The organism is Rhodococcus quanlei (assembly GCF_055231015.1).
The window spans coordinates 272,480-293,787 of record NZ_JBUYWD010000012.1; the positions used below are offsets into that span (position 1 = coordinate 272,480).

At 65.1% G+C, this 21,308-nt stretch carries 14 protein-coding genes; 4 read left to right on the plus strand and 10 right to left on the minus strand.

Annotated features, from left to right (window positions below):
* Nucleotides 1-53: 53 nt before the first annotated feature.
* The gene (locus ACZI8Q_RS12005; RefSeq protein WP_463373750.1) at nt 54-812 is read right to left on the minus strand and encodes a siderophore-interacting protein; all 759 of its coding nucleotides are present in this window, start codon (nt 810-812) and stop codon (nt 54-56) included.
* Nucleotides 813-887: 75 nt separating this feature from the next.
* Nucleotides 888-2,543: a (2,3-dihydroxybenzoyl)adenylate synthase gene (locus ACZI8Q_RS12010; RefSeq protein WP_463373751.1), complete on the minus strand. Its 1,656-nt coding sequence runs from the start codon at nt 2,541-2,543 to the stop codon at nt 888-890.
* Nucleotides 2,544-2,698: 155 nt separating this feature from the next.
* Between ACZI8Q_RS12010 and ACZI8Q_RS12015 the strand changes: the two genes are divergently transcribed.
* From ACZI8Q_RS12015 to ACZI8Q_RS12030, 4 genes are all read left to right on the plus strand, one after another.
* Nucleotides 2,699-4,042: a salicylate synthase gene (locus ACZI8Q_RS12015; protein ID WP_463373780.1), complete on the plus strand. Its 1,344-nt coding sequence runs from the start codon at nt 2,699-2,701 to the stop codon at nt 4,040-4,042.
* A gap of 49 nt (nt 4,043-4,091) precedes the next feature.
* Entirely contained in the window at nt 4,092-4,343 is a 252-nt protein-coding gene (locus ACZI8Q_RS12020; RefSeq protein WP_463373752.1) for an acyl carrier protein, read from the plus strand.
* Nucleotides 4,340-5,638, plus strand: coding sequence for a wax ester/triacylglycerol synthase domain-containing protein (locus ACZI8Q_RS12025; protein WP_463373753.1), 1,299 nt, complete (start codon nt 4,340-4,342; stop codon nt 5,636-5,638). The genes ACZI8Q_RS12020 and ACZI8Q_RS12025 overlap by 4 nt, the downstream gene beginning before the upstream one ends.
* Nucleotides 5,639-5,708: 70 nt before the next feature.
* Nucleotides 5,709-7,103: an HNH endonuclease signature motif containing protein gene (locus ACZI8Q_RS12030; protein WP_463373754.1), complete on the plus strand. Its 1,395-nt coding sequence runs from the start codon at nt 5,709-5,711 to the stop codon at nt 7,101-7,103.
* Here the strand turns inward: ACZI8Q_RS12030 and ACZI8Q_RS12035 are convergent, their stop codons facing one another.
* From ACZI8Q_RS12035 to ACZI8Q_RS12070, 8 genes are read right to left on the minus strand one after another with little or no spacing between them, the layout of a single operon-like run.
* On the minus strand, nt 7,104-8,603 hold the full coding sequence (locus tag ACZI8Q_RS12035) for a condensation domain-containing protein (RefSeq protein WP_463373755.1): 1,500 nt from the start codon (nt 8,601-8,603) through the stop codon (nt 7,104-7,106).
* On the minus strand, nt 8,600-10,018 hold the full coding sequence (locus ACZI8Q_RS12040; RefSeq protein ID WP_463373756.1) for a condensation domain-containing protein: 1,419 nt from the start codon (nt 10,016-10,018) through the stop codon (nt 8,600-8,602). The genes ACZI8Q_RS12035 and ACZI8Q_RS12040 overlap by 4 nt, the downstream gene beginning before the upstream one ends.
* Before the next feature lie 49 nt (nt 10,019-10,067).
* On the minus strand, nt 10,068-13,586 hold the full coding sequence (locus tag ACZI8Q_RS12045) for a non-ribosomal peptide synthetase (RefSeq protein WP_463373757.1): 3,519 nt from the start codon (nt 13,584-13,586) through the stop codon (nt 10,068-10,070).
* The gene (locus tag ACZI8Q_RS12050; protein ID WP_463373758.1) at nt 13,583-14,899 is read right to left on the minus strand and encodes a lysine N(6)-hydroxylase/L-ornithine N(5)-oxygenase family protein; all 1,317 of its coding nucleotides are present in this window, start codon (nt 14,897-14,899) and stop codon (nt 13,583-13,585) included. The genes ACZI8Q_RS12045 and ACZI8Q_RS12050 overlap by 4 nt, the downstream gene beginning before the upstream one ends.
* The gene (locus ACZI8Q_RS12055) at nt 14,886-16,436 is read right to left on the minus strand and encodes a pyridoxal phosphate-dependent decarboxylase family protein (protein ID WP_463373759.1); all 1,551 of its coding nucleotides are present in this window, start codon (nt 16,434-16,436) and stop codon (nt 14,886-14,888) included. The genes ACZI8Q_RS12050 and ACZI8Q_RS12055 overlap by 14 nt, the downstream gene beginning before the upstream one ends.
* A gap of 57 nt (nt 16,437-16,493) precedes the next feature.
* Entirely contained in the window at nt 16,494-18,806 is a 2,313-nt protein-coding gene (locus ACZI8Q_RS12060; protein ID WP_463373760.1) for a penicillin acylase family protein, read from the minus strand.
* A 13-nt stretch (nt 18,807-18,819) separates the two neighbouring features.
* Nucleotides 18,820-20,595, minus strand: coding sequence for an IucA/IucC family protein (locus tag ACZI8Q_RS12065; RefSeq protein WP_463373761.1), 1,776 nt, complete (start codon nt 20,593-20,595; stop codon nt 18,820-18,822).
* Complete coding sequence (locus tag ACZI8Q_RS12070) at nt 20,592-21,212, minus strand: GNAT family N-acetyltransferase (protein ID WP_463373762.1); 621 nt, start codon at nt 21,210-21,212, stop codon at nt 20,592-20,594. The genes ACZI8Q_RS12065 and ACZI8Q_RS12070 overlap by 4 nt, the downstream gene beginning before the upstream one ends.
* Between the last annotated feature and the right edge of the window lie 96 nt (nt 21,213-21,308).

A 21,308-nucleotide genomic window follows, 5' to 3' on the forward strand; every position in this document is an offset into this window, starting at 1 on the left:
GTTCGTAGTGCTGCGGCGCCACCGTCGCTTGCCGATCGTGCCCGTTGTGCGAGTCAGGAAGGCTCCGCGTCGGCCTGCCAGTACGCCTGCGCCTTCACACTGCGCTTGCCCAACTTGTAGTCCTTCTTGAACACAGCGGATATTGCGCGGGTGGTGGTCCCGTCGAGCGCAACCCACCCGAAGTGATCGGATGCGTCGAACGCCGCGGACTTCACCGCTTCGACGATGGCTTCGCCGTCACCTTCGCGGGAAATCCAATGCACGGTGTCCTGCGGGCGGGAGCGCAGCGGCAGCGAACGATCGCTGGCGTGGGTGTATTCGAACCAGATCGTCGCCGGTGCGTCGGAAGGCGAAGCCGAGATGGCGTCGAGGAGTGAATTGATCGCCGGCAGTGCGGCGGGGTCACCGGCCAGCAGCCAACCCTTCGGTGCCGGATCCGGGATTTCGAATTTGGAACCCATGAACGTGCATCCGATGCCGTCCCCCGGCTCGGCTTCGAGCGCCCACCTGGCCGCAGCGCCATCGTGGATCGCGAACTCGATGGAGAAGGTGTCGCTGTCGGGGTTGGGGTCGACCAGTGTGTACCCGCGCTGGTGCATCTTGCCGTGCTTGTTCTCGAACCAGATGCGAACCCACATCGTCGGATGTGTCGGACGGTCTGCGAGCAGTCCACCGCCGTTGAAATCCAACTGGATGTATTCGTCGGTGATCGATCGCTTGCCGGTGACCGTCAGGACGTAATCGGCGCCCCCCATGAGCTTGAGGACGGCACCTTCCCAGCCACGGCCCTTGGTTGTCACAGCGTCTGCCATGTTCATCCTTCGTCGTAGTCGGCCTATCTCACATGGAAGCGCAGCCTACCCTGCATCGAGGGAGGTCGTGCCTTTTCAGTCGGTGCCCACCGAGGCGCGCAGCGCGGCCTTGTCGATCTTGCCGACTGCGGTGACCGGTAGTCCGGTGACGATGCGCAGCGTGTCGGGGAGCTTGAACGGTGCCAGTCCACGGCTGGTCAGGAACTCGCGCAGTTCGGTGAGCTCGAGTGCTTCACGACGAGGGTGTGAGTGCGAGAGGACTATTGCCGCACAGATCTTCTCGCCCAGCGTGTCGTCGGGCAGGCCGACCACCCCGGCTTGCCGGATCGAGGGGTGAGCGAGCAGATTCTCCTCGACATCATCGGCCGCGACGTTCTCTCCGCCGCGCAGGATGGTGTCCTTGATGCGGCCGGTGACTGCCAGGTGGCCCGACGGTAGCCGCCGCACTCGGTCCCCGGAGCGGTAGAAGCCGTCGGGGGTGAACGATCGTGTGTTGTGCTCGTCCGCACGGTAATACCCACGAATGGTGTACGGGCCGCGGGTGAGCAGTTCGCCCTCCTCGCCTTCGGGAACATCGCAACCGTCGGCATCGACGATCCGCACTTCGTCGAACTCCGACATCGGCGACCCCTGGACCTCGTGTACGAGCTCACGCGGGTCTCCCAGCCGGGTGTAACAGATCAGGCCCTCGGCCATCCCGAACACCTGCTGGACCACGTTGCCCAGCGCGGCGTCGAGCGCCGCGGCGTCGGCCTGGGCGAGTTTGGCCCCACCGACCTGCAGCAAGCGGAGCGAACTGATGTCTGCCGGTTCCCATTCGGTGGCTGCGCACCACAGCTGCGCGAGCCCGGGAACGAGGGCGGTCACCGTGACGCGGTGCCGCTCGATGAGGTCGAAGGTGTGATCCGGGCTCGGGTTGTCGGTGAACACGGTGTGGGCGCCGACCGTGATGGTTCCCAGTATCCCGGGGCAGCACAGCGGAAAGTTGTGGGCGCCCGGCAATGCCACCAGATAGGTGTCCGTGGCGGTCAGTTGAGCTACCTCGGCCGACAAGCGTGCGTTGAGGTCGTAGTCGTTGTGAGTCCGGGCGATGAGCTTGGGGAGCCCCGTGGTGCCCCCGGACACCAGAAACAACGCCGGTAGGTCGGGGTCGACGTCATCGGGTAGTGCCGCCGTGGGATCGGCGTCCGGTATCGGTGCGAATCGTCCGGGATCACCCGAGATGAACACCGATTCGACACCGGGAACGCGTTCGACGAGTTCGGCTGCGAGCTCGCGGAAGTCGAAGCCGCGACGACCGTCCTCGCCGATGTAGGCCACGGCCCCCGCCCCTGCGGCGAGATGTGCGATCTCGGAGATCCGGTGTGCCGGAAGGGCCATGACCGGGACGACCCCGGCGCGCAACAGTCCCATCAGGTTGACGGCGAACTCGGCGGTGTTGTTCTGCTGGAGGATCACTCGCTGACCGGGCAGCAAACCAGCTGCGGCGAAACCGGTGGCGCGGCGCAGAGTAGCCCGTCGAAACTCGGCATAGGAAAGGGTTTTCGGGCCGTCCAGCGATGCATCTGTGATGGCCGGTGCATCCGGCGTCCGTTCGGCAGCGAGGTACAGGCCATGCCACAAGGGTCGGTCGCGGAAGAGTCCTGACGCCCTGTAACGGTCTGCCGCCTCCGGCGGGTGGGGGGCGAATCCGATTCTCAGGTCGGACAGGGCATCCGGGTCGCTCGACATGTAGGGAATTCAAACACAGACTGCATTAGGGAAGCCTTACCAGGGTGTCGGAGGGCGCCCCGCATCACCGTCGTTGCGAACATAGTTTAGGCTGTCCTAAATATCTTGATCCCAACCGTTCAGAGGGAAAGCCGCTGCCATGTCGTTGATCGCCAATTCCGGGGCCGGGGGTCCGTCGACCCTGGCAGCCGAGCCCGGGGCCACACACGTCCGAAGCACAGAACGAAGCCGAAGCGGCACGAGTGTGCGCAGCCTGGGCGGCGTCGCGGGAGTTCGGTGATCACGTGGTCTACGAACGCGACAGCCGGTGGACCTTCGCGGCAGGGGTGCGTGCACGTGTCGTGCTCACCGCCACAGAGGTCGTCGTCGAAGAGGGGGACCGGCGCACGGTCACCGCGTGGCGCAGTGATCCGTCTACAGCCATCGCCGACGCACTGGCCTCGTTCTCGATGACCAGGTGGCGCATCTACGGGTGGGTCGGTTTCGACTTCTGCGCACCGCACCACAACCTGGCCGACCGCGTTGCCGACGACTCGGTCCTTGCTCATCTGATCGTCCCGGAATTCGAAGCCTTCGTCGATGCCACCGGTATCGACACCGGCTCGGCCAACCCCGAGCAGTCGCGCAGATTGACCGAGATCGCCGAGCACCCAGCCGACCTCGGTCAGACGCGCCCGGTCGAGGTCGATATCGATGTCGACGGCTACCGGGAGCGGGTGGCCACCGCAGTGGACGAGATCGTCGGCGGCCGATATCAGAAGGTCATCATCTCGCGCGAGGTCGAGATCCCGTTCGATGTCGATATCCCCGCGACCTACGTGCGTGGCCGTGCGGAGAACAATCCGGCACGTTCGTATCTTCTGTCTCTTGGTGGACTGTGCGCCGCGGGGTTCAGCCCCGAGATCGTCGTGGCGGTGGACGGGGACGGCACGGTCGTCACCGAGCCGCTCGCCGGTACCCGCGCCTTCGGCCGTTCGCAACAGCAGGACTCGGATGCCCGCGCCGAGCTGGTCTCCGACTCGAAGGAGATCGCCGAGCACGCGATGTCCGTACGCGCGTGCTTCGAGGAAATCGAGTCGATATCCGAGCAAGGTAGCACCAAGGTCACCGAGTTCATGGAGGTTCGGGAGCGAGGTAGCGTGCAGCATCTGGCCTCGACTGTCTGCGGGAGTCTTGCCGACGACGCGAGTCCATGGCGTGCGCTCGCCGTCGTGTTTCCCTCGATCACCGCATCGGGTATCCCGAAGGATGTTGCCCTCGAAGCGATCTATCGTCTGGAAGGACAACGGCGAGGCCTCTACTCGGGAGCCATCCTCACCGCGTCGTCGGACGGCGACCTCGAGGCAACCCTCGCACTACGATCCATCTTCGCGACCGCGGACCGTGCCTGGCTGCGTGCCGGCGCCGGTGTCGTGGCGCAGTCGACGCCCGAGCGCGAGTTCGACGAGACCTGCGAGAAGCTCGGTAGCGTCGCTCCCTATGTGGTTCCGGCACAGTGATATCCGCGAAGCGGCAACAGCACCGAGTTTCACCTCGAAGGAGTAACGAATGAGCGACCGAATTACCGAAGAGTTGCAGGGAATCCTCGAAGAGGATCTGGATGTGGCTGTCGGCGGGATCAACGAATCGTCCCTACTGATCGACGATCTGGGACTGGACTCGGTGGCGTTCGCCATCGGTGTCGTCGCGATCGAGGAGCGCCTCGGCGTTCAGCTCACCGAGCGGGAAATCTACGAGAGCAGGACGGTGGGGGACCTCGAAAGTGTGATCCGCGCCAAGTTCAGCGGCGTTCCGCAGTGAGCACCTCCGCCGAGTTCGACACGGCGCGTGGATCCGACGTCACGGAATTCGGGCCCCCCGACTTCACCTATCTGCACATGGACACGAAGAGTCGTCCCATGCACTGGGCGATGGTTCTCGAATTGAAGCAGGACGGCCGGCTGCTGACCCTCGACGAGGTACGGGCACGGGTGCGGGAACGGGTCGGCCTGTTCGATCTCTTCCGGGTCGGTGTGCAGGGTGGACGGTGGCGTAAGCCGCAGGTGGTGCTGGCCGATGACGTCGATGTCGAACGGCACGTCACCGCCGGCGAGTTCACGGATCGACCCGACCTGCTCCGGCGGCTGGCGGAACTGCTCGAGAAGCCGTTACCGCGCCCCGACCCGTTCTGGCACATCACGCTTTTCACCTCGCGCGACACCGGGGAGCAGATGCTCGCGCTACGCGTTCATCACAGCCTTTCCGACGGCATCGCCGGCGCCGCGTTCGCCGCGTTGCTGGCCGACGGTACGGACGAGGAACTGTCGGAGTTCGAGCGGTTCGCGACCTCGCCTCGATTCCGCGTCGGCGAGATCGAACCGGAGGTCATGCAGGAATCGAAGGCGGCTTTCGGCGAGCAGTGGGAAGCCGGCCGTACCGGCCGTGGATGGCCGAGCCTGACGCGTTCAGGGCAACGGCAGGCCGGGTTGTACGGCGCCTCCACCCGAACGCTGCGCCGGGCCGCGAAGCGCCACAACGCTACCGTCCACGAATTCCTGCTGGCGGCGATCGGGCGCACCCTGAGCATTGCCCCACCCGAGAACATGACTCGGCAACCCGAGGTCATCCGGGTGACGCTGCCCGTGACACTCGATGCATCCTTTCGGCACACCGGCAACGCTGTCTCGATCTCGTTGCTGAACCTGGCAGGTGACGAGGCCGACCTCGATCGTCAGATCGACCGCTGCCGGTCCGAGCTGGCCTTCGTGGCGGATCGGCGACCCGAGCTGTCGATGGCCGCAACCGATGACGGGCCGCAGATACCGTGGGCGGCGATGCGCGGCATCGTCAATGCGTCGATGACGCGGATGAGCCCGGACGTCCACATCGGGATCAACCCCGGCTTCACCCGGGCCCGTGCGGTTCTCGGGAAGCCGATCGAGGCGCTTACTCCGCTATCGCCCTTGGCTGGTTACTCGTTCTCGGTGACGGCACTGATACTCGGAAATCGGACCTCGTTCGGCATAGTCACCGATCCTGCCGCGCTGCCCGGGTACGCCGATACCTTCATCGACCAGTTCGACAAGGTGATCGCCGAGGCGGCGGGCCCGGCCTGATGCCGGTTTCTGTCGGACCTGCGAGGTAGGCTTTCGAACACAGGTTCGATTCGGGGGTTGGGGGGTGGGTATGGGTATCGCGGCGAGTCTGGATGCTCTCGGCTGTGCGGCCGGGGATCTCCTCGACGGCGATCTCACGCCGCTGTCCGATGATGAGGTGGTCGAGACCATCCGCCGACTCGAAACGACTGTTCGCCGGTTGGGTGCGGTGTCGGATCGGCTGGTCGTCGACACCGTCGAAAGGTCTGTTCCCGCGCGTCTGGGCTACAACAGCCCGAACAAACTGCTCGTGGACGTGATTCGGGTGTCGGCGTCGGAGGCGTCGGCACGAGTGTCCCGCGCCCGTGATGCCGGGACCTGGCACACGGTGGGCGGCGAGGCGTGTGCTGCGGCTCTTCCGGAAACGGCGGCCGCCAGGGCCGACGGGGCGATCGGCAACGATCACCTGCGTGCGGTCAGCCGCACCCTGCGGAAGGTGCCCCGCAACATTTGCCGTTCCGAACTCGCGACGGCGGAGAAGATTCTGGCCGACTGCGCCCGCGGCGGCACCCCGGAAGATGTGGAACACGCCGGACACAGGTTGCTGGCGTATCTGAATCCGGACGGCAGCCTCACCGACGACCGCGATCGGGCGCGCCGACGCAGTCTGCACGTGTCCGCACAGGACTCGGAGTTGATGTCGAAGATCTCCGGTGAACTCGACCCGACCACCCGGGCCCTCCTGGACCCGGTGTTGGAGAAGTGGGCACGGCCCGGCATGAACAACCCCACCGACCCGCACTCCCCGACAGGGGACGCCGAACAGCCCGGTATCGACCGCCAACAGTTGGCGGCCGCCGCCGCCCGCGACACCCGCACCACCGGGCAACGCAACCACGACGCATTGGCGGCGATGCTGCGGACCGTGCTGTCCTCGGGGGTGCTCGGCGCCCACCGTGGGCTGCCGGCCACCACCATCATCACCATGACCCTCGATCAACTCGAAAAAGCTGCGGGTGGGGTGGCCACCACCGCCACCGGCGGGCTGCTGCCCATCGTCGACGCGTTGACGCTCGCCGAACGATCGCATCCGGTGCTGGCGGTGTTCGATCACCACGGGCGGCCATTGCACCTGGGCCGCACCTCCCGTCTCGCGTCCGTCAATCAGCGGCTGGCGCTCATCGCCGCCGACGCCGGCTGCACCCGGCCCGGCTGCGTGGCCCCACCCACCCGGTGCGCGGTCCATCACGTCCGCGACTGGCGCCGCGGTGGCGGCACCGACATCGACAACCTCACCTTGGCCTGCGACGCCTGCCATGCCCTCGTCAACGACTCCGAGAACGGATGGGCCACCCACCCATCACGTCGACGAACCACCTGGACCCCGCCACGACACATCGACCCCGCCCGTCGGCCACGGATCAACCACCGCCACCACCCACACGAACTGATCACCGAAACCTCCGACGACGAAGACGTCCCCTAACTAACTCATACGATCCGAGTCTCCACCGCCCAGCAAGGCTGGTTCGAGCAGCTCCGCCACTGGGGCATCGAGCGATGTCGGGATATCGGCGACGAGCCCGGCAACAACCCGTGCGGCACGGCGAGCGTAGGCAGTATCGACGACATCGGTTCGATACTCGATGTCCAAGAGCACTCGGTCGTCCTCGCCGATCTCGAACGCGAGGGCCAATGGGTAATGGACGACTTCCTTGAAGACCGTTTCGCAGGTGACCTGGGCACCGTCGGGCATCGGTATCCCGCGCAGTGGCGCATTCTTCACCAGCGCCATGACCTCGGCCACCGGGAAGCGCCCGCCTCCTGTGCGAAGTGCGGTGAGGATGGTTCCGTAGTCGACGGTGGAGTACTCCATCGCCTGATACACCGTCGAAACAGCCTGGCGCAGAGCATCTCGCGTGTCCGACTTCGGGTCGAAGCGGAAGCGCATGGGGACGACATTGCCGCTGTATCCGACACGATCGGGCCGGTGGCCCGGTTGCTGGTTGTCGGCGGGTACCAGGAGCACATGATCTGTTGCGCCGGTCAGGGCTGACACGCTGAGAGCGCAGACAACGATGAACAGCGCATTCGGTGTCGCGCCGACCTCTCGGGCGATCGCACCGAGCGCCGCGACGTCCGCCGGTTCGATCGGCTGAGTCAGGCGTGCGCCCGGGCCTTCGCCCATGACCGACAGCCAACTCTCCTCGGCGCTGCTCTCGGGTAGCGATCCGGACAGTGGATAACGAATACCCTCGCCCGCCCAGGTCGCCCGTGCATGCCGCACCGCGTCATCGGCTGTAGCGACCGGACGGGCGGTGAGTCCTCCTACGGTCCCATCTGTCTCGACGACCGAGGTACCCAGCCCGGAACCGGAAACCAAGGCGTTCAGAAGAGGTGGCAACGCGGTCTCGTCGCCGGCGATGTGATGCAGAACCAGCACCATCGACACGCCACCCCCATCTCCCGAGGAGTAGACGCGCACCCGCAGTGGCGGCTCCTGCCTCAACCGGAAGGACGCCTTGGTGAGGGTCTCGGACTCGGCGAGTGCGACCTCACGGTGGGTGCGGCCGCTGATTTCGGTGGTCTCAGCCTGGTCGGGCATCGCGCCCCATTCCCAGATCTGCCCGGGCACCACCCAGCGGCCCTCCCACCGCACCGGCTTGCGTCGCGGCGTACCGTCGTCGTCCACGCAGACAACAGAGCTGATGACCTCGGAGGAGTCGACCAGACGCGTCACGGACGCGACCACGGAGTCGAGCGAGTAGGTGTCCCCGAAACCGAGAACGACGCCGTAGTTGTGGGATATGGATTCCGGGTCCAGCTCGTAGATCTTCCACATGCGCCGCTCGGCGATACCGAGCCGACCGTCCGATGGTTCCTGTTGCGTTGCTGCAGCGCTCGTCGTGTCGCGGTCGTTGGTGATGCCGGCGTCGGCCAGGCGGCTTCGCATGCGTTCGAGCTGCTGCGCTGTCAATACGTTCATTGCTTCTCCTGGCCTGCGGTTGTGGATTGCGTCGGGTCTGCGGTCGCCAGAATCTGGTCGAGGCACTCGTGAAGCCGCGACACCGTTTCGTCGGTGAACAGATCCACCTGATAGGAGATCTGGACGTCGGTGCGGTCGGCGTGCAGGAACGCTTCGACGGTCAGCGGCAACGACGTGCACCCCTTGTCGGCGAGCTGCCAGCGGGTGCTGCAGCCGGGAAGCTGGGGGCCGTCGATCTGCTGATCCAGGAACAGCACCAGTGAGTCGAACGGACGCGCGGCGGCGCCGTCCGTGACGCGCTGCGCTGCCCGTACCTGATGCTCGTAGGGAAAGGTTCGGTGACCGAACGCTGCGTGGGAGATCGTGCTGATATGGGTGACCAGATCCGCAAACGTTCCGCCTTCGGTACCGATGCGCAGGGCGACCGAGTTGCTGAGATTGCCGATCAGCAACTCCATTCCGGCCTCTTCCCGGTTCGCCACCGCGGTCCCGATGACGATCTCGTTGCGCCCGGTGATGCGCCGAAGTGCCAGATAGTAGGCGGCGAGAAACACCGAGAACGGGGTCACGTGCAACGAGAGCTGAATCGCCCGTAGGTTCGCATCGGCCCGTGCGCTGAGCTGACGGTCCGACCGGGCGCCACGATCGGACGGCGCGGCCGGGTCGTGGTCGTAGGGCAAGCGCATGGTCTCGACTCCGCCACTGAACTGTTGCTCCCAGAATCGGGTGTCGGCGGTGTGGTCGGCCCCGTCGAATCGCTTCTGCTCCCACTCGGCGAAATCTGCGATCTGCAGAGCCGGGGGCGCCGCTTCCGGCTCTGCCCGGTCGCCGATGTTCGCCAGATAGGCGCGCTCCACGTCGCGCGAGAGCACAGGCATCGTCATGCCGTCCCACGCGATGTGCTGCATGGCGATCACCACCGCCAGCCTCGGTTCGTCCGAGTCGTCCGGCGGCAGCGCCGCGAAGGTGAGCCGCAACGACGATTCGGTGTCGAGATCGAAGGGCTCGGCTGCGGCCTCGGCGACGAGAGTGCGCAGCCGAGCATCCGCGTCGGTGGCTTCTAGCAGGTCCTGCCACGACATTCGTGGTGGGAGATCGTCGTGGATTCGCTGAAAGGGCACACCGTCGTCGTCGCGGTGATACGTGGTGCGCAGTACCTCATGGCGGCGGACCAGTGCGAGAAAGGCGTGCTGCAGTGCGCTGCCGTCAACGCTTCCGGTGAAGGTGAACGCCAGACAGATGTTGTTGGCCGTCGTGCCGGGGAACAGTTGTTGATACGCCCAGATGCCGCGCTGGCTGAACGACAGTGCGGCCCGGGACGGATCGCGCCGAGGCGAGATGCCACGACCGGTGGTGATCCCGTCCTGGATCAACCGTGCCCGCATCGCCTTCTGGAGCTCCTCCAGTGAACTCAACTACCCGCCCTTTCGTGATCGGGGCAACACCGCCGGACTGAACGCCGAATCACGCATGCGCCTTCGCCATATCGGAGTCGGGAGCAGGATCGGGAATGCCGGTGACGTCCAACAGGATGCGGGCCACCTGCGTCAGCTGACCGGTGATCGTCTCACGCTCACCGAGTACTGCGGCGAGACCACGGACCGTTCGTGCACCGAACACGTCGGTGACGCCCACACCGTCGACCGCCAGCAGCCCCCGCACGTTGGCGACGAAGGTGGTGGCCAGTACGGAGTTTGCCCCGGCATCGAAGAAGTCGGTGGTCACCCCGAGCCTCTCGATGCCGAGCACCTGGGCGGCGATGTAGGCAAGGGCAGCCTCGATCGCGTTCTCCGGTGCGACGTATTCCCGCTGCGTAGCTCCCTGGAATTCACGCTCGATACCGTCGCGTACCGCGGCGCGATCCACCTTGCCGTTGGCGGTCAGCGGCATCTGTTCCAGTGAATGGACGAGGTCGGGAACCATGTATGCCGGTAGCAATTCGGCAAGAGCCTTCGACACCACTTCTGCCTCGACCTTGCCGGTCACTGCCAGCGCCAACCGGTCCGCGACGATGGCGGCGACGGCCTCGCCCACGCCGGACAGGCTCTTGGCCGCGGACTCCACTTCGCCCAGTTCCACCCGGTACCCACGGATCTTGAGCTGATGATCGGCGCGGCCGAGGAATTCGATGGTGCCGTCGGGCAGATAGCGAGCCAGGTCGCCCGTGCGGTACCAGCGGATCGAATCGAAGGTGACGAACCGGTCCCGCGTGCGTTCCACGTCCCCCCGATACCCGTCTGCGACGCTCGTCCCGCCGATCCACAGTTCTCCGGTGACCCAGTCGGGGCAGTCTTCCAACCGCTCGTTGACTACTCGGCAGTGCACGTTGGTCAGGGGGCGACCATAGGGAACGGCCGTCCAGTCCGCAGGGAAGTCGTCGGTGACCTCGTAGACAGTGGAGTGGATCGCGGTTTCGGTGGTTCCGCCCAGGCCGGCGAAGGTCAGTCCCGGAACTCGGGACCGCATCCGCTGTGCCAGTGCCGCGTCGACACGATCGCCGCCGGTGATCACGGTGCGAAGGCTCCCGAGTTGCTCGTCGGTGGCGACGTCGAGCAGCATTCCGATCAGTCCCGGAGCGCAGTTGAGTACCGATACCCTATGTGCTGCAACAGCTTCGGACCATGCTGTGGCGTCGCGGACTTTCTCGGCATCGATGCAGACCAATGCCCCGCCGAGTGAAAGCGGGCTGAACACGTCGAACACCGACAGATCGAACTCGAGCGCGGACAGGCCGATGGTGCGGTCGTCGGAGGTCAATCCGAACTCGGCGGTGATCGCGTCGATGGTGTTCGCGGCCGCGCGATGACTGACCTCCACACCCTTCGGTTCGCCGGTGGAACCGGAGGTGAACAGGACGTAGGCGAGTTGGTCGGGGTCCGGTACGAGCGCACGCTCGGCACGTGGCCCGGCTACGGCGTCGTCGAACACGACTCGAGCGACGCCGTCCGGCAACTCGAGGGAATCGTCGCCGATCACGGCCCTGACAAGGCCGCGCGAGAAGATCCGATCCCTGCGTGCCCGTGGCTGATCGGTACCGACGGGAAGATACACGGCCCCCGCGGCGAGTGCGCCGAGCACTGCGACCACTTGCCGGTGCCCCTTCGGCAGGATCACCGCGACCGTGTCGCCCGGGCGAGTACCGGAGGCAGTCAGGGCGTGTGCGAGTGACAGCGCCTGCTCGGCCACCAGGCGGTAGCTCATCTCTTCGCCGTGCGAGGTCACCAACGCGGTGCGTTTCGGGTCTCGGGCCGCCTGGTCGAAGAACGACCCGTGCAGGCTGCGCGGGATGATCGAGGGCGCGGCCGGATCGGTGGCGTGCTCGCGTGCCTCGCGCTGCGCTGCCGGTAGTGCGATGGACAGCGGTGCGTCCCAGTCGGCCTCGGCGTGCACGAGTTCGTCGAGCAGCCTGCGGAACTCGGTGAACATGGCATCCATGACACCGTCGGGAAGAGCGTCACGACGCACATCCCAGTTCACCAGCAGACCGCCGTCGAGTTCGACGACCTGCGCGTCCAGATCGACCTGCGGTCCCTGCGACAGGATCCAGACCGGTCGACCGAAAGATCTCGTCACTCGATCGGAGAAGAGTTCGCCGAGGCCGAGACCCGAGGTGAACACCACTGACGGGGTGACCGCGCTGCCGCGCTGGCGGCCCAGATCCCGTAGTACGTCGAGGCCTGCGTAGGTGGAGTGGGCGCCGCAGCTGTGCAACTCGTGCTGCAGCCGGCGGGCACGCGCCACCAGCGATTCGGTCTCCCGTGCGTCGATGTCGACCAGCACAGAATTGGTGAAGTCACCGACCACCTGATCGATCTCGTCGTGCAGCGGCTCGCGGTTGAACAGCGGAACGTTGAGCAGGAACCGCTGCCTCGTCGACCAGCGGGCGATCACCTCGGAGAACACCGCAGCAAGCGTCACCGCCGGGGTGAGGCCATGGCTGTGGGCGATCCGGTACAACCGCTGCTTCTGGTCGGGTTCGAGGCGGTGGTGGTGGCGCACGCTGCGCGCCGGGGCGGGGCGGCGTGCCTCCGGGATGGTGGGCAGCTCGGGGGTGTCGGGCAGCGTCGGCAACTTGTCGGTCCACCACCGGCGGGCGTTCTCTCGCTCTTCGGCGGGAATGCGATCGCCGTGCTCCGCGAGGTAGTCGCGGAACGTGTAGCCGACCGGCGGCAGGGCATCGTCGGACTCGTAGGCTGCGGCCAGGTCGTCGAGGATCCGGCGATAGCTCATCGCGTCCGCGGCGAGCATGTCGACATCCAGGTGGAGCCGGTGCCTGCCGTCGGGCAGCAGGGTGAGCACGAACTCGACGACATTGCCGCCCGAAACGTCCAGCATCTGGTGGCTCATGCGTTCGCGCATCAGTTCCAGTTCGGTATCGACGTCCACATCGGCCCCCGCCCCGGACTCGCCGCGCAAGTCCACTACAGCGAACACGGGCTTGGGCGGATCGGCCAGGATCCGCTGGTGTCCGGCGTCGTCGAATGCAGCCCGCAACATGTCGTGCCGTGAGACAACCCGAGCAACAGCGCGTTCCAGTCGTCGAGGATCGAGGTCTGCGCCGTCGAACTCCACGTACAGATGCGCGGCGATACCACCGAGAGCTTGCCCGTTCTGACGACCGACCCAGTATGCGTGCTGCATGGGGGCCAGCCCGAACTCGTCGGCTTCCACGGCGTCGCTCGGGGCCTCCGCAGTGCCGACGGCTACGGCCGGGGCCTCCGCAGGGTCGACGGCTACGGCCGGGGCCTGCGAGTTGTCCGCCGCGCTGCCTACGATCAGACGGGTCCAGGCCTCGATCGTCGGCTCCAGAGCCAACTGCGAACTCTGTACCCAGTGACCCTGTCGGCGCCACGTGCCGGTGAGCTTCATCAGCAGCAGCGAGTGCAGGCCGAGGCGGACCAGGTCGTCTCCGTCACCGATCGAATCAGCGGAAATGTCCAGCTCGGATGCGACGTCGGCGCGTATCTGTTCTTTGGTGATCACAGTGAACTCCTGGTCTCGTCATCGGTCACTCCGAAGCTGGTGAACGCAGTGTTGCGCTGCAGTCGGTAGGCCTCGCGGCCGAGAACGGTGTTGAGTATCTTGGCGTTTCGTACGGCGCCGATGTCCAGATTGGGTGCGGAGACCCCGTGGGTGTGCTCCTCGGCGTTGGCCACGAAGAGTCGGTTCGTGAATCCGTCTGCGGCCACGGCGTGGTTGGAGTCGACGACGAGCCGCCCCCGTGAATCGCGGAGCAGACGCTCCTCGAGTGGGGCCAGAAATCCGGGATTGCGAGCCTGGTATCCGGTAGCGGCGATGACGAGGTCGGCGGTATGTGAGAGAGCCGATCCCGTGTCCTGGTGCCTGCCCCGAACCGTCAGTTGCCCATCGGCGGTCTCGTCGATTCCCTCGACCGCGACTCCATTGCGCAGATGCACCGGCGCGAGCTTCTCGAGCAGTTGGCGGCGGTAGAGCAGGTCGTGCAGGCGATCGAGGGTGTCCGCGGAAATACCCTTGTGGAACTGCCAGTGACCGGCTCGGACCTGGTCACGCGTGGCTTCGGGCAGTGAGTGGAAGTAGTCCATGTAGGCCGGAGTCGTCATCTCCAGCGACAGCTTGGTGAAGTCCAGCGGAGCAAACCACGGGGTGCGCGACCACCAGCACACGGCGGGTCCACCCTGCAGATTGGACTCGAGCAGATCGATCACGATCTCGGCGCCCGACTGGCCCGAACCGATCACGGTGACCGCGTCGCACGCATGGGCGGCGTCTTGATGACGAAGGTAGTCCGAGCTGTGGACCAGCGCCGTCGAAGCCGTCGAGAGTGCCTCGGGGACGGCGGGTTCGGTACCGATGCCGACCACCACATGACCGGCACGGATCGTCGACGTGACTCCGCCGGAGGTTACCTGGACCAGGAAGGACTGGGCTTCTTCGTCCCAGTGGACCTCGTCGACCCGGGTTCCGAACTGCAGAGACCGCAGTCGCTCGACGACCCAGAGAAGGTATGCCTCGTACTCCCGCCGGGTCGGGAAGAACTTCTCCCGCACCAGAAAAGGGTACAGACGGTCGATGTCGGCCAGATAGGCCAGAAACGACATGGGATGTGTCGGGTCGACAAGCGAGACGAGATCGGACAGGAAGCTGACCTGGAGGGTAGCGTCCTCGAACATCAAGCCCGGATGCCAACGGAATTCTTCCCGGGAGTCCACCACGAGGACATCGAGGTCATCGACCGTCGATGCCAGGGCGGCCAGCCCGAGATTGAACGGGCCACAACCGATTCCCAGGATATCTACGGATTCAACTCTGTTCATGAAGTGCCCTCGCCATCTCGTGACCGTGGTCTCCGGCCGAGTGGTACTCGGCGAACTCCGATTCCACTTCCACGGCCATCCGCAACAGTTCATCGAACAGGGTGTCGATGTCGTGCTCGCGGGTCGTCGGGTTCAGGAGCGTCAGCTTCAGGCACGTTTGCGGCTCACCTTCGCCGCGGATCAGTACGCGAGTTCGTCCGATCAACGCCGTGCCGGAACTGATGAGGCGCCTTCTGAGTTCTGCGTTCACCTTGTCGAGTTCTTCGCATCGGTAGCGGAACACGACGGTGGTCAGGGTCACCGGTGCAACCAGTTCGAGTTGCAGCTCGGTCGCGATGCGTTGCTCGGCATAGCGAGCCACTTCATGGCATCGGTCGAGCATGTCGCCCATTCCGCTACGTCCGTAGGCCAAGAACGTCGCGACGACCTTGAGCACGTCCGGGCGACGGGTGGTCTGCAGTGTCTGCCCCAGCCTTCCTCCGAATCCGGCCTCTACGTCGTCTTCCGGGTTGAGATAGGCAACGTTGCGATCGAGAGCGGCGAAGCGTCCTTCGTCGGCGAGCAGCAACACGCTTGCCGCTGCCGGTTGCCACCCGATTTTGTGGAGGTCGAGGGTCACCGAATCCGCTCGGTCGATTCCGGCTACCAGTCCGGCGAGACTGTCGGAGAACAGCGATCCGAAGCCGTAGGCAGCGTCGACGTGGAACCACACTCCGTTACGCCGGGCGATGTCGGCGATCTCCGGAAGCGGGTCGACGGTGCCGAAGTCGGTGGTCCCCGCCGTCGCCACGATCGCCACCGGGGTTCCGTCGGTGTTCGACAGGGCCAGTTCCAGTGCCTCCGGGATCATCCGATGGTGAGCGTCGACCTGGACCGGGATGACGGCGGCTTCACCGAGTCCGAGTGCGGCACATGCTCTGTTGATCGAGAAGTGCGCGACGCGGGAGCAGAAGACAACCGGTCGGCGCAGTGCGGCGACACCTTGTTGTCTGGTGTCGATGCCGCGCTGCGCGGCGGTGTGGTCGCGCGCGATCAGGAGCGCGAGGAGGTTGGAGTACGAACCTCCGGGGCCGAACACCCCGCCGGAGGTTTCCGGGAAACCGGCCAACCGTGCCAGTGCCGCGATCATCCACTTCTCGAGTGCCAGCGTTGCCGGACCGGAATCGTAGGTGTCGAGGGACGCATTGGTTGCGCTGGCGAGCGCGTCGGCGACCACGGACACGGTCAGTGATGGTGGCTGTAGGTGCGCCGCGGTCAACGGGTGTGTCAGGTCCAGGCCGTAGGTGGCGATCAGTCGGGATACTTGTTCGAGGGCATCGACTTCACCGACTCCCTTCTCGGGAACTTGCTCTGGACCCAGGGAACCGGCCGCGGCGGCCAGCATTTCGGCCGGGGCTCCAGAGGGAAGCGGGGCACGGTGGTGACTGTTCTCGACCGCCGCGGCTGTTTGCGACAATCCGACACCGACATCCGACCAATTGGCCGGACCGACGAAACGCGATCCACCCCACGAGGTTGTTTGGCCGTCATATGACACGGGTAGCCCCCAAATCTGGTGCAAAGTAGGAAATTACGAGATCTTTATCGATTGGTGTCACCGGTCGCGCACCCTTCCGTCGTTCCGGGGACGCGATCGCAACGTGTGCCGCTCGTATGCGGTGTCGCGCAGCTCGGCCCAGTTCGTGGTGAGTCCCACGAGCTCGCCGCGGGCCCAGAGCGGGGCCTGATTCTGATAGTGCGGGGATGCTGGATCGCCGCTCGCTCCCAGTGGGACGATCCACTTGCTGTCGTCGCGTGACTCGAGGTTCCATACGTATCGCGCGGCGGAACCGAGGTTGCAGGTGTGGGCGAATCCCACCGCGCTGGCGTTGGCGAAGACACATTCGGCGTCGCCTCCCAAGGGGAGTCGGTCCACTCTGATCCGCGCGGAGATCTCGGGGTGTTTCGGTGCCACTCCGGCGAGGTCCATTCCGTGGAGCGGGGTGAGCACGTGCACGCTGCCCCAGGTCGGAATGCTGCTCTGCTGCGGTAATTCGGCGGCGACCGACTCGACGGCGTCCTGGATGTGCCGGTAGGGATCCATGCCCAACGCGGGCATGTGGTCGATCACCGATCCGAGGGCCGCCGCGATGCGTGGCGCGGCGACGAACCAGGGGTCGAGGACCCGGGAGAACAGGTGTGGCTGGGCGAGCCGGGTCAGGGGCTCCGACTGGATGAGACCGCGGACGAATCGTGCGCGCACCTCGGCGAAAAGGTATGCATCGGTGCTGTCGCCGTGCATGGTGGTGTCCCATGCGAGAAGTCGACGCCGCAGGTCTTCACCGGACGCGCTCAGCCCGGTGAGCGGTGGCAGCAGGCGGCGGATCGTCTCGGCTTGCACGTTGGTGACGTCCCGATGGATCTGCTCGCACCCGGACACGGATGCCGAAGGCCCCGCACCGAGCAGTTGCTCTATCCGGTCGGCACGCGCGGGTGGTACGCATTCGGTGGTGATCGGCTGCAGTGGCGGCGAATTGCTGATTCGCTGGTTGGCGATGACCGAGTAGTCGGTCACGGTGGGATCGAAGTCCTCGTTCTGGACGGAGGAGGATGCGTAGCCACGCCATCGGTAGCGATCGTCCCAACCGGGTACCGGTAGCCAGTAATTCTCGGCGGCCCGTGCCGGCATCTTGCCGGCGACATGGTTGACCAGGCGGCCGGACGTGTCGGCGATGACGATCCGATTCACGGGCTCGACCCAGTGGCCGAGCGACTGTTCGACATCGGTGACGGAACGGGCGTACAGCAGATCCAGAATGCCGTCGAACGTTGTTTCGGTATCGTCGATCATCGGGCTCCGAAGGCTCAGCGCGTATGCGGAGTCCGGGCCGCCGAACACCACCGAACCGTTGGGGGTGGTGATGATCTCGACTGACACCGGATCGCCGTCACGGACCCGGATCTCCTCGGTCCATCGCTCCACCGTCCGGGTACCCTGGGTGGTCGCGGCGAGAACTTCATCGTGTGTGCGAGTGAGCTTTTCGACGTAGAGATCCTGATAGTCGGCCATCGCGTTGGTGATGCCCCAGGACACGGTGCCGGCGTGGGCGAAGTGGGGGACCCCGGGGACCCCCGCGAAGGCGAAACCGATGACATCGAAATCCGGACATCCCAGATGGAATTGCTGGTAGATGCCGGGAAGTTCGAGAAAGCGGTGTGGGTCGCCCGCGATCATCGGCATCCCCGACTCGGTGCGAGTCGCCGAGATCCCCCAGGCGTTACTGCCCGAGATTGCGTCACCCAGATTCTCTGCAGACGTATTGGGCGGCGCCGGTATGTCGTCGGGGAACTGGCTCAGCAGTTCGGTGATGAACTTCTCGTCCGGAAGGTCGGGAACTCGCTCGTCGGTCCGCTCCGGGCCCTCGATGTCGAACAGTGACAATGCTCCGATGCCCAGCGCACGGCAGGCGTGCAGGCGCCAGAGTTTGGTGGTGAATCGGCCGAACAGAATGTGGTGCACGATGAACACGGAGATGGGCGTCCACGGTTGCCACGGTGTGGGACGGTGATCGAATTCGGCGAGTTCGACCGCCTCGGCGGTATCGAGCGTGCTGTTGACGCCGTCGGTATAGGCGCGCATCAGTTCGCGGGTTCGCGGCGACGACGCCTGGTAGATCCGCCGCGCGGCACGATCGATTCCGGCCCGGCGCGCGAACTCGTCCCAGACGACACCGTCGGCGCCGAAGATCTCGGCCGTACGTCCTTCTCCGCGTAGGCGTAGGAATTCGATCTGCCAGGCGCGGTCGACGCCACTCGCGTATCCCTGGCCGAAGAGTGCATCACTGGCCGAGGTCGCCGAGATATGAGGAATCCCGTATTCGTCCCGGACGATCTCGATATCGGGCACGTCGGTAGCCGCCATGGTCATACGATCACCTCGATCACTCACTCCGCCGGAAGGCGGCAACGGGATTCACCAATTCATGCTCGGAATCGATGATCGACGAGTAGGAATCACCGACGTTCACCATTCGGCGATTGTTCGACAGCTGCAACCGGTTCATCGGCACCGCACCGAAAGTCGGTGCGAACAGATCCCACTTGCGAAACCTGTCCGCGAGGTCGGCGTGCTGTGCCACGAACTCCTGGAGGCTCTCACCGACCAGCGACCAGAACTGTGCGTCGCTGACCAGACCGCTCGAGTGCAGGATCGCCGCCAGCGGGCGCAGGAAATCGTCGAACACATCCGACAGGACACCGAGATTGCGGATGCTGTCGGGTTCCGTGGTCAGCGCGCGGTGGCACGATTGCGGGAGGTCGTCGGGAACGTCGTAGATGCAGACCTCTTCGCCGATGTCCTTCAGGATCGCTCGGACCGGCACTCCGGAGTCGAGGACGAGAATCAGATTCTCCCCGTGTGGGGAGAACTTGAGCTGATGCCGGTACAGCAAGTAGGTGATCGGATGGAGGTAGCTCCGCAGATAGCGGCGTATCCACTCGCTTCCCGGGATGCCGGACCGTTCGATGTAAGCCTCGACGAGAGGTACACCGTGGTGGTCGATGTGGAGGAGGGCGGCCATCGTCGACAATTGCTCGTGTTCGCTCACCAGCGGGATCGGGCTCTGACGCCACAGTGCCGACAGCAGCTTCCGGTACTCCGAACCCGGCTCGGTCACGGCTCCGAATGTCGGACTTCGGTAGCCGATCGCCGCGACCTCGTAGAGCATCTCGAAGCCGATGGATCGGAGATACTCGTCATCGCCCACTCGGCGCTTCACCCAGTCGTTGATCAGCGGGGTGGTGCGCATGTAGTCGGCGGACATCCCCCTGGTGAAACCCATGTTCACGATGGACAGCGCCGACTTCACATAGTGTCGTGTGGGATTCGAGGTGTTGAACAGTGATCGGATCGATTGTTGCGGTTGGTAGAGATCCGACGACTCACCCAGGTACACGATCGTGCGATCGGCGATATCCGGTGCATAGAGTCTCGCGACCTTCTCGGTCCACTGCCACGGATGGACCGGGAGGAAGTAGTAGTCCGACGGGTCGAGTTCGAGATCGGTGAGCACGGCGGCGAACTGGGTCACGGTCTCGTCGTCCAGTTCGGTGCTCAGTAATCCGTCGTAATCGACGCTGGAAACGGAAGCGAAATCACAGTTTTCGCGCTTCGCAGCCACCCAGGTCAGTGCAAAGCTGCGACCGGACTCCGGGGCGTACCGTTCGACGTCGTCCGAACTGAAACCCAGCCGACCGGCGTTGGCGACGATGCACGGGTGACCTTCGGTCATCGATTGCTCGATGGTCTGGAAATCGTGAGTGGCCAGGGTGGCGGCCGGGATGCGCCGCGAGTCGGGACGGTGTGCGCCGATCGAGAGCGTGTTGATGAACTCCTCGAGGTACTCCGGCAGATTCACGTCGCGAATCCCCAAAGAGACACCGAGATCGACGACCAGATCGATGGCCCGTACCGGCAGTGTCTGTCCTGCGCGCACAAGGCGAATCGATGATGCATCGATATTCCAGCTGTTCAGTGAAAGCAACTCGGCGCAGAAGTGGTACTCGCTGCGTTGATCGTCGGAAACGACGAGGTACTCGCCCGGCGCAACCTCGACCGGTCGGATCGCCCGTTCGTGACAGAACTCGGTGAGAATCTTCTTGGCGATCCGCAGGTCGTAAACGTCGCGGAAGGAGTGCTGAATCATGGGTGTTGTCATGCTGGTCGATCCGGCCCTTCGGTGCTCGTCGTCGACGATGGCGCGCCGCTGCCGTTCTCCGTCAGTCGGATGAAGTCCGCACGGGTGCAATAGCTCAGGCGGGCGGTCTTGTCCGCGACGGGATAGTCGCCCACCGCCACGAAGCCGACCTCGGCATTGAGTCGCTGGACTGCTGTGTTCCGGACATCGGGCTCGACGACGACCCGCTCCGCGCCGGCATCGAAGAATGCGGTTCGCATGATGTATTGCATGACGTTCCCGGTGAATCCCGGCAGCTGTCGATCGGAATGGGCGACCAACAAGTGCATTCCGATGTCCCCGGTCTCCTGCACATATCCGGTCTCCGGCAGAGCCAGGTCGCTCGTCGTCGGGTCGTACAGCTCGAACAGGAATTCTGGGATGCCGTCGCAGTAGCCGATCCACATGCCGAAGGGTGTGTCGTGCGAATCCGCGGTGCTGTCGTCGAGCATCTTCCGCACATCGGTCAGATTGCTGTCGAGCATGTCCCAGTACTTCGCCTTGGGATGGGTCAACCACCGATGCACGGTTTCCGCGTCCCGGTGCGGCTCGATTCGGGCCGAGTCGAGCTGATAGTTCGACACGAGGGGTGAGGTCATCGCTCTGCTTACTTGGTCTAGGTGGAATCGTGGGCGTGGGGGGGGGGCGCGCGGGGGCGGGGGGCCCCCCAGCGGGCGCCGCGCGGAACGAGGGCA